This window comes from Gracilibacillus oryzae, from assembly GCF_009498735.1.
In the GTDB taxonomy this organism is placed as follows: domain Bacteria; phylum Bacillota; class Bacilli; order Bacillales; family Amphibacillaceae; genus Gracilibacillus; species Gracilibacillus oryzae.
Map to the genome: position 1 here is coordinate 28,687 of NZ_ML762436.1, position 10,028 is coordinate 38,714.

Consider the following 10,028-nt stretch of genomic DNA (forward strand, 5'->3'; position numbering starts at 1 on the left):
AAGTTCACTTCCTCCAGTTTGTATAACCAATATGATAAAGTATTATCCCTTAGATTACTAGGCGTTTTAAGAAATTTCATACATAAAACATGGACTGATGGTTCTCCAAAAAAATAGTACCTTGCATTAAACAGTAGTTGATGTTATATTTATTGTAAGTCAGTAGTATTTAAACACAGGTACTATATAATAAACAGTACCGTATGAAAGAAAGAAGGTATGAATATTTGAACATACAATTTAAGAAAGGTGCCCTGGAATTATGTGTGCTTGCACTTCTGAATAAACAAGACCGCTATGGCTATGAGCTTGTCCAGAAAATCTCTGACCAAATAGCAATTTCTGAAGGGTCTGTTTATCCCTTATTACGCAGGTTGAAAAAGGAAGAATATTTCACAACGTATTTACAGGAATCACAAGAAGGACCCTCACGTAAGTATTATCGACTAACAGAGAAAGGAAGAGAGCATTTAGAGGAACTAATGGAGGAATGGAAATACTTTACAAAAGGTGTAAATCATATAATTAAGGAAGGTGTAAGTGATGACAAAGAATAACTTTTTGAACAAGTTGGATAAAGCATTGAACAGTCTTCCGTACGAAGAACGAAAGGATATTATTCAAGATTTTCAAGAGCATTTTGACATTGGCCATAATGAGGGGAAATCAGAAGAGGAAATTGCCAAGTCATTAGGTTCTCCTAATCAGATAGCAAAAGAGTTATTGGCTTCTTATTATATAGAAAAAGTGGAGGCAAGTTCATCTACCGGAAATATTTTGAAAGCTGTTTGGGCTGTAATTGGTCTAGGTTTCTTCAATTTAGTCATGCCCTTGTTTCATTGATTGCCGCAGGCTGGATAATGGGAGGAGCTTTCTCTATCTCCCCTCTATTGCTCTTAGTCAATATAATGTTTAACCTGAGCGCCTTTAATTTCATTGATCTGTTTGCATCCATCACGCTGACAGGCTTAGGAATATTATTACTGATTGGAATGTATTATGTGACAAAAGCAGTATTAAAAGTATTTGTCCGGTACTTAAATTATAATGTCAGACTGGTTAAAGGAGGAATGAGTTAATGAACAGATTAAAGATGATTATTACGATTGCTATATTACTAATTGTAGTCGGTTTAACAGGCAGTATTTTTGCCTATCGAATAAGTGCAGATACAGTTCAAACACAAACAGAAGAAGTAAATGGACAGAATATTACTAACATCGTGTTGGATGCTGAGAATGAACAAGTGGAACTGATTCCGACTTCAGATTCTAAAATAATTATTGAATCAGAGGGAAAAGGCAGTAATTCAGATGTCGAGTTTACTGTTAAAGAAAATGAAGATACACTCGAAATTCAAACAGAGGATAATGATTTTAAACTCTTTACCTTTAATGTTTTTAACTGGACTAACCATTTAAAAGTATATGTTCCGAAAAAGATGTATCAATCTGTCCAGATAGAAATTGATAATGGCAGTTTTCATATGAATGACTTATCAATAAAGGATGTAAAGATAAGAGCAAAGAACGGAAAAATTGTATTAACTGATCTGATAACAACCAATACAGCAGCAGAAGCAAATAATGGGGCTATAAAATTAAAAAACATAGATAACGAAGAAATAAGAATTAATACTAATAATGGAAAAATAGAAATGGAAGAAGTTCAGGGCGATATTATTGGAAAAACAGATAATGGAGCAATTTCACTTGTCACTGGTAATTTAGATCGTTCGATTGATCTTCAAACTCGTAATGGGAGTATTTATATCCAGACAGAAAAAGATCCGACAAATACTACATTTGATACAAGTACTCATAATGGAAGAGTAAACTTATTTGATAATCCGGATTGGCCGGTTGTAACGGGTGACGGGAATCATTTAATTAAATTAAGTACACATAATGGGAATATTACAGTTTCTAAATAAAGCTGAAAAGAGGGTAAATATCCTCTTTTTTTTTATATTTTTTTGAAAGAAATGGTGAAATTGATCAAAATAATAATCTGTTTTAGCATTCTCTATTAATAATTCGACATAAAATTTACACTATCTTTACAATATATTAATAATAGATTAATAATCATCCGTTATGATGTAGTAGAAGTTCTCAAGAGGGCTTCTATTACACAAAGTTTATTAGGGGGAAAAAACAAAATGAACAAGCTTAAAATGTTGATGCTAGTTCTAGTAGCTTTCTTGACTGTAGGTCTATTAGCTGCATGTGGTGGTGGTTCAGAAGAACAAACTGAAGGAAATGCAAGCGAAGGTGAAGACTCAGCTGAACAAACAAATGAAGACGCAGCTGAAGATACTTCTGCAGAAAATACAGAAGAAGAAACAACAGAAGGTTCTGAAGAATTAGAAGGATCGGTAGTAATCGATGGTTCTGGTACAGTTTTCCCATTGATGTCAAGATTAGCAGAAGAGTACATGTTAAATGAACAACCAAACGTATCGGTAGAAGTTAGCCGTGCTGGTACAAGTGCTGGTTTTGAAAAATTCCTAGTAGAAGACGGTACAGATTTTAACGATGCTTCTCGTCCGATTAAAGAAGAAGAACAAGCAAAAGCAGAAGAACTTGGAATTGAAGTAAAAGAAATGAAAGTAGCATTAGATGGTTTAACAATTGTTATTAATCCAGAAAATGACTGGGCTACTGAATTAACTCATGAACAAGTAACTGATATATTCTTAGGTAATGTAACTAACTGGTCTGATATTAATCCTGATTGGCCAAATGAAAAAATCCAGACTTACGGACCAAACGAAAACCACGGTACGTATGAATTCTTCTATGAAGAAATTCTTGAAGAGCAAGATCTTGTAGGAGACATTAATCTTCAACAAGAATACTCTACTCTTGTTACACTTGTAGCAGAAGATACAAATGCAATTGGATTCTTTGGTTTTGGGTACTTTGACAGCAACAAAGACAAAGTAAGTGCTGTAGGAATTGACTTTGGTGAAGGTGCAGTTGTTCCATCACTAGATACAATTGGTGAAGAAGGACCTTATGCAAATTACACTCGTCCAGTATTCACATACCTAAATGTTAATCATGCTCAAGAAAAACCACAAGTATACGACTATGCGGTTTATGTAGCAGAAAGCATTAATGAATTTGCAGGGGAAACTGGATTTGCTCCAATCCCAGATGAAGAGTTACAAACACAACTTGAAGAAATTCAAGCAATTCAACAATAATATAAAGTATTAAATAATAATTAGTTACTTCAATAAGATGGGGGTGTATTTGCTCTCATCTTATTGTGAGTTTTAGAAGGAGTGCGCAAAGAGATGGCAACAAACAGCAATTCCAATGGCAAAGCTAATAATGCTGTTAATGTCAGTCAATTGATAGCACAAAACAAAAATAAGAAAAGTTTTAATAACTATATTGAGAAATTAGTACCTACTTTTCTTTTTTTAATAGCTTCAATTACTGTACTAACAACGATAGGTATCTTATACACATTAATAAGTGAAGCTGTTCATTTCTTTATGGAGGTTCCAATTTGGGAATTCTTTACAGGGACTGAATTAAAGCCACTTAGCCAAGATCCGCAATTTGGTATATTGCCACTTTTAAATGGTACTATTTTTTCCTCGTTAATTGCTATATTAGTTGCGGGACCAATTGGTTTAATGTCAGCAATATATTTAAGTGAGTACGCATCAGATAGAGTAAGAAGAATCCTAAAGCCATTGTTAGAAATATTAGCAGGTATTCCGACAATTGTTTATGGTTTTTTTGCTTTCACATTTGTAACACCAATAATTCGTGCAGTATGGCCAAGCGTCGATGCAACGAATATTTTAAGTCCGGGACTTGTGATGGGAGTTATGATTATTCCGATGATTGCATCATTATCAGAAGATGCAATGAATTCTGTTCCAAATGGTATTCGTGAAGGTTCTTTAGCAATGGGTACAACTAAGTTAGAGACAACATTTAAAGTAGTTATCCCTGCAGCATTTTCCGGAATTATGGCCTCTTTCGTATTGGGGATTTCACGGGCAATTGGAGAAACAATGATTGTGAATGACAGCATTTATCGTGGAAGTATCCGGCGGTGAAGCACCAGCAGGTTCCACATTGCATTACAGCTTATATGCGGTAGCTTTAACATTATTTGTTTTTACATTAATTATGAATTTACTTGCGAAATATGTCTCTCGTAAATTTAGGGAGGAATATTAATGGAAAGTATGGAAACAATACACGAAAATAATAGAATGCAATCTAGAGTCCGAAAAAACAATATTTGGAAATCGATCTTTTTCCTCTCCACTTTATTTGGATTAGTAGTATTAGCTGTCTTGATTATCCGTGTTGTATTTCAGGGAGCGGCTTGGATTGACATGGACTTTATAACAGGAAGACAATCCACATCTGCTGATAGAGCAGGTATTATGGGAGCTATTCTTGGTACATTATGGGTGATGGTTGTTGTTATTCCAGTAACTCTAATTATCGGTGTCGGTACAGCAATTTATTTAGAGTTATATGCAAAAGGTGGCAAAAAAGGCAGCAGATTCAGTTCCATGATTGAAACAAATATTGCTAACTTAGCAGGGGTTCCTTCTATTGTATATGGTTTGCTAGGCCTAACAGTATTTGTCAGATTGGTGGACTTAGGGAATGTCGTCTTAGCTGGTGGTTTAACATTGGCATTATTAGTTTTGCCAATATTAATTGTTTCCTCTCAGGAAGCGATACGTGCAGTTCCCGGATATTTAGCTGAAGCTTCCTATGGAATGGGTGCAACGAAATGGCAGACAATTAGACGAATCATTTTACCTGCTGCATTACCTAGTATTTTAACTGGAGCTATCTTAGCATTGTCACGTGCAATTGGAGAAACAGCACCGTTAACGGTACTGGGAATACCTGCATTATTAATTCCTTTTCCAGAAGGATTGTTTGATACTTTCACAGCAATGCCAATGCAAATTTACTATTGGACAATTGACTCAGCATTAGTTGCCGAATATGCAAATCTTGCAGCAGCTACCATAATCATACTATTATTAATATTATTCTTATTAAATTCTGTGGCGGTCTTTATACGTAATAAATTTCAACAAAGATACTAATCTCACAAACAGAATTATCGTTAAGGAGTGGAAGAATGAGTAATACTACAAAAAATAAAGTGAACATCAACGTAAAAACAAATGGTGTTAATGAAAAGATTTCTGAAAATAATGCAGAAACTAAACAAAATATAATTTATAATACTCAAGATCTTAATTTATGGTATTCTGAAACACATGCATTAAAAGATATCAATCTGGAAATATTAGAGAATGAAGTAACTGCCATCATTGGACCATCAGGGTGTGGAAAGTCCACCTATTTAAAAACATTAAACCGTATGGTTGAGCTTGTACCTGGTGTCAGCACAACAGGTTCTATCGCCTATAAGGGTGATAATATCCTGGCGAAATCAACTCAAGTAGAAGACTTAAGAACAAAAGTGGGAATGGTTTTCCAAAAACCGAATCCTTTTCCTAAATCTATCTATGAAAATGTAGCATATGGACCAAAAGTACATGGTATTAAAAAGAAAGCTGTATTAGATGAAATTGTTGAAAAAAGTCTGCGCGGAGCTGCTATTTGGGATGAAGTAAAAGATCGTCTAAATCAAAATGCTTATGGCCTTTCCGGTGGTCAGCAGCAAAGAATCTGTATTGCACGCTGTCTGGCAATAGAGCCGGATGTAATACTAATGGATGAACCTACTTCCGCATTAGATCCAATCTCTACATTAAAAGTGGAAGATCTAATCAAAGAATTAAAGAAAAATTATACCATTATTATTGTTACACATAACATGCAACAAGCTGCCCGTATTTCTGATAAAACTGTATTTATGCTAAATGGGGAAGTAATCGAGTTTACTGAAACAGATAAACTTTTTTCTAATCCTAAAGACAAAAGAACAGAAGATTATATTACTGGACGTTTTGGTTAGAGTGAAATCGGGTATATAGGGTAATAGGAATATTCTAACCTAATAGCTAATATATTGAAGTAACAAAGAAAGGATGTGTAAGATGGTCGGCAGAGAGAGTTTCGAAAGCGAAATACATCATTTGGAACAATTAATCATAAAACTTGCGAGAAGAACGAAAGAGCAATTACAACTTGCGGTTCAAACATTGTACGATTGTGATGTTGAGAAAGCAAGGGAAGTAATACAAAACGATAAAGAGCTGGATAAATTGGATATGCAAATAAATGAAGAAGCTGTCGTTCTTATCGCCAGACAGCAACCAGTCGCGACAGATTTAAGACGGCTAATTGTAGCTCTTAGAATATCCAGTGACTTAGAGCGGATGGCAGACAATGCAAAAAATATTGCAAAATCAGCTACTCATCTAGGAGAAAATCATGGAATTACTGTACACCCTTCTATTAGAGAAATGGAAGCTATTGCTAGTGAGATGATTGATTTAGCTATAAGTTCTTATGAAAATGAAGATATATCTTTAGCTAGAAAGCTGTCAGAGCTGGACGATATGGTAGATAATATGTATTCATCAATGCTTAGAGAATTATTAGAAGTATCCGCAACAGAACCTCAAAGTATTCAACATGTTATGCAAATGGCCTTCAGCGGCAGATATGTTGAACGAATCGGCGACCATGCTACAAACATTGGTGAAGATGTAACATATCTAGTTAAAGGGAAGTCACTGGACTTAAATTTGTAAACAGAGTTTTATAAAATAGTTTTATAAAATAATAGTTTCCGGATGATGCTGGGACAAGAATAGTTTATCTATACGGTAATCCGAACAATTTTTGAATTGTTCGGATTATTTTTTTTGCAAAAAAAGGTGGAAAACTTTCTTCCAGATGCCTGGTAACAATCTATAAAAATAGTAGAAAATAGTATAAGCACAAGATTATAACATATCACATCCTTTACAAAAAGTAAATAATATAAATTATATTATTACATTCACTTTACAGTAACTTAACAAATATCTGGTAATATCGACTTATAGAGAAAAGACAGATGGAGGTAAAACTATGGATGTCTATTTAGACAATTTAACAATGGAATTTCAAGATATAAAGGCAGTGGATCGTCTATCAACTACTATTAAAGACGGACAACTAGTCTCACTGCTAGGACCAAGCGGATGTGGAAAAAGTACAACATTAATGTTACTTGCTGGTCTCTATAAACCGACAAGTGGTGATATATATTTCGGTGAACAGAATGTTACGAAATTAGATGCTGAAAAGAGAGAAATAGGAATGGTGTTTCAAAATTATGCATTATATCCCCATCTCTCTGTTCTTAAAAATATAATGTTTCCACTTAGAATGCAGAAAGTACCAAAAAAGGAAGCGAAGGAAAGAGCGATAGAAATGGCAGAACTGGTACAAATAGGTCATTTAATTGATCGAAAACCAGGACAACTTTCCGGTGGTCAACAACAGCGTGTTGCCATTGCGAGAGCGTTAGTTAAAAAGCCGAAACTATTACTGTTAGATGAACCATTATCCAACCTGGATGCCAGATTAAGACTGGAAATGAGAGAAGAGATTAGAAGAATTCAACAAGAAGTAGGCATTACCGCAATCTTTGTAACACACGATCAAGAAGAGGCGTTAAGTATTTCTGATCGAGTTATGTTAATGAAAAATGGAATATTGCAGCAGGATAGTCCGCCACAGGATATGTACAGAAACCCGATTAACTCGTTTACTGCATCTTTCTTAGGGAATCCGCCAATCAATTTTATAAAAGTAACGAAGACCGATCAACAAGGAAAATATAAAATAATGAACAGTTCCCAGCTTATTCATTTAGCGAAAGACATAGATATGGGTCAGATTCAACTTGGACTAAGACCGGAAAATATCTATATTACGAATAAAGAAGATGCACTCATGACAGGAGAAGTTGTTCACTTGGAAACCATTGGGAGAGACACATTAATTCGAGTGAAAATAGATGATGTCACAATTAGAGCTTTGATTGACCCAGCAACGGACATTCATGTGGGTGAGCGATGTCACATTGGAATCAAACAGGAGCATATCCGCTATTTTAATATCGAAAATGGGGCAAATCTTGAGAGGGGCAATTCACATGATGGACAAGCCAACATGGAAAAGCACGCTTAGAGCATTTCTATATTTATTACCAGCATTATTAATATTAATAGTCTTTAACATCTATCCCATTATTAAATCTTTTTTAATGAGTTTATATACAGATTATGATTTTTATAACGATGTCGTATATGAATATGGGTTAAGTAACTTTTCCGATATTTTTCAAGACCCAAATTTTATTAAAGCAATTGTTAATACAACCGTTTTTGTAATTGGTGTTGTTCCTGTGTCTATTGTACTCTCATTAGCTATTGCAATCATGCTGAATTCAAAAATTAAAGCATTGAGCTTTTTTCGTACAATATATTTCCTGCCATTTGTTACATCGGTTGTAGCAGTTGCCATTGTATGGGGATGGATCTTCCATTCTGATTATGGTCTGTTAAACTATTTCCTTGGCTTTTTTGGCATAGATCCAATTGAATGGCTGACAGATCCTACTTATTCAATGCCAGCACTTATTATTTTAAGTGTTTGGAAGGGGCTTGGGTTCAATATCATTATCTTTCTTGCGGGTTTACAAAACATAAATAAACAGTACTATTTAGCAGCACAAGTTGACGGAGCTTCTGCATGGCACCGTTTCTTATCTGTAACTATACCGTTGCTCTCACCAACGATGTTTTTTATCTCCATTATCTCCATTATTAACGCATTTAAGGTATTTGATGAGATATTCGCACTGTTTAATGGCAGACCTGGTCCGGCAAATAGTACATTGACCGTTGTTTACTATGTTTATCAGAAATTCTATGAAGAGTGGGAGTTTGGACTCGCATCAGCTGCTGCATTTGTTTTATTTATTATCGTGTTCTTATTTACGTTAATTCAATTAAGTTTAGGGAAAAAATTTGTACATTATCAATAATGGGAGGTTACAATTTTGGTCAAGTCAGCTTTATCCCGTACAACAATCTATATTTTGTTATCACTAGGTGCTGTTTTGATGCTCCTCCCGTTTGTCTGGATGATCAGTACATCATTAAAAGCGCCAAATGAAGTGATGGCAATGCCGCCAGTTTGGGTGCCATCTGAATGGAAGTTTGAAAATTTCACTGAAGCCTTAAAGGTTGCACCATTTGATCGTTACTTTATCAACAGTGTCATCGTAACAATAGTCAGTACAATTGGTGAACTGATAACAACAATTCTTGCTGCTTACGCTTTTTCCCGCATCCAGTTTTTTGGTCGTGATATTGCTTTCGCGGTATTACTTGGCACAATGATGGTTCCAAGTGAAGTGTTGTTAATCCCGAATTTTGTTACATTATCCAATTTAGGCTGGATAGATACATATAGTGCACTCATCGTTCCATGGACTGCAAGTGTTTTCGCGATCTTCTTATTAAGACAGTATTTCTTAGGTATCCCGAAAGAATTGTCATTTGCCGCAAAGGTAGATGGCTGCAGTGAGTTTAAATTTCTATGGTATGTGATGGCTCCATTAGCTAAACCAGCATTAATCACTGTTGAATTGTTGAAAGTAATTAATAGTTGGAATGCTTTTCTATGGCCGATCATTGTTACAAATTCTCAGGAATTACGCACACTGCCTGTTGGTTTATCAGCCTTTACAACAGAAGCTGGTATCAAGTATGAGTTATTAATGGCAGCATCGTCCATGGTCATTTTTCCAATGCTGATCTTGTTTTTCATCATGCAAAAGTATATTGTAGCCGGTGTTGCGAGAACAGGACTAAAAGGATAAACATTTTAGGAGGTGGTTTTACTGTAATAAATAATCAATAGTTTTGCTTCATTATTATTCAAAAAAATAACGATATGGGGGAAATTAAATTGAAAAAAATATGGATGCTTGGTGTAGTTGGTCTACTTTTCATGTTATTACTTGCAGCTTGTGGAGGCAATGAGGAAACGAAC

9 protein-coding genes and 2 pseudogenes are annotated in these 10,028 nt (G+C 34.9%); all 11 read left to right on the forward strand.

The window, feature by feature from the left end; genetic code table 11:
* Nucleotides 1-227: 227 nt before the first annotated feature.
* The 11 genes and pseudogenes from F9U64_RS14950 (at nucleotide 228) to F9U64_RS15000 (ending at nucleotide 9,855) form a co-directional block, all read left to right on the forward strand.
* Nucleotides 228-557, forward strand: coding sequence for a PadR family transcriptional regulator (locus F9U64_RS14950; protein WP_153405309.1), 330 nt, complete (start codon nucleotides 228-230; stop codon nucleotides 555-557).
* A pseudogene (locus F9U64_RS14955) lies at nucleotides 544-1,079 on the forward strand (HAAS signaling domain-containing protein). Before F9U64_RS14950 ends, F9U64_RS14955 begins: the two are co-directional and overlap by 14 nt.
* Nucleotides 1,079-1,933: a DUF4097 family beta strand repeat-containing protein gene (locus F9U64_RS14960; RefSeq protein WP_153405312.1), complete on the forward strand. Its 855-nt coding sequence runs from the start codon at nucleotides 1,079-1,081 to the stop codon at nucleotides 1,931-1,933. The pseudogene F9U64_RS14955 and the gene F9U64_RS14960 overlap by 1 nt, the downstream one beginning before the upstream one ends.
* Nucleotides 1,934-2,161: 228 nt before the next feature.
* A complete protein-coding gene (locus F9U64_RS14965) occupies nucleotides 2,162-3,211 on the forward strand; it encodes a PstS family phosphate ABC transporter substrate-binding protein (RefSeq protein ID WP_153405315.1) in 1,050 nt (349 codons plus the stop codon).
* Nucleotides 3,212-3,304: 93 nt separating this feature from the next.
* A pseudogene (pstC, locus tag F9U64_RS14970) lies at nucleotides 3,305-4,208 on the forward strand (phosphate ABC transporter permease subunit PstC).
* Nucleotides 4,208-5,104, forward strand: coding sequence for a phosphate ABC transporter permease PstA (pstA, locus tag F9U64_RS14975; RefSeq protein WP_153405318.1), 897 nt, complete (start codon nucleotides 4,208-4,210; stop codon nucleotides 5,102-5,104). The pseudogene pstC and the gene pstA overlap by 1 nt, the downstream one beginning before the upstream one ends.
* Before the next feature lie 35 nt (nucleotides 5,105-5,139).
* Nucleotides 5,140-5,985 (forward strand): phosphate ABC transporter ATP-binding protein PstB, encoded by an 846-nt coding sequence (gene pstB / locus F9U64_RS14980; protein WP_153405321.1) that lies wholly within the window; start codon nucleotides 5,140-5,142, stop codon nucleotides 5,983-5,985.
* Between the two features lie 82 nt (nucleotides 5,986-6,067).
* Nucleotides 6,068-6,727 carry a phosphate signaling complex protein PhoU gene (gene phoU, locus F9U64_RS14985; protein ID WP_153405324.1) on the forward strand — a complete coding sequence of 220 codons (660 nt, stop codon included), beginning with the start codon at nucleotides 6,068-6,070 and terminating at the stop codon, nucleotides 6,725-6,727.
* A 322-nt stretch (nucleotides 6,728-7,049) separates the two neighbouring features.
* Complete coding sequence (locus F9U64_RS14990; protein WP_153405327.1) at nucleotides 7,050-8,156, forward strand: ABC transporter ATP-binding protein; 1,107 nt, start codon at nucleotides 7,050-7,052, stop codon at nucleotides 8,154-8,156.
* Nucleotides 8,122-9,015, forward strand: coding sequence for a carbohydrate ABC transporter permease (locus F9U64_RS14995; RefSeq protein WP_153405330.1), 894 nt, complete (start codon nucleotides 8,122-8,124; stop codon nucleotides 9,013-9,015). The genes F9U64_RS14990 and F9U64_RS14995 overlap by 35 nt, the downstream gene beginning before the upstream one ends.
* Nucleotides 9,016-9,030: 15 nt before the next feature.
* Nucleotides 9,031-9,855, forward strand: coding sequence for a carbohydrate ABC transporter permease (locus F9U64_RS15000; protein WP_228275744.1), 825 nt, complete (start codon nucleotides 9,031-9,033; stop codon nucleotides 9,853-9,855).
* Nucleotides 9,856-10,028 lie beyond the last annotated feature (173 nt).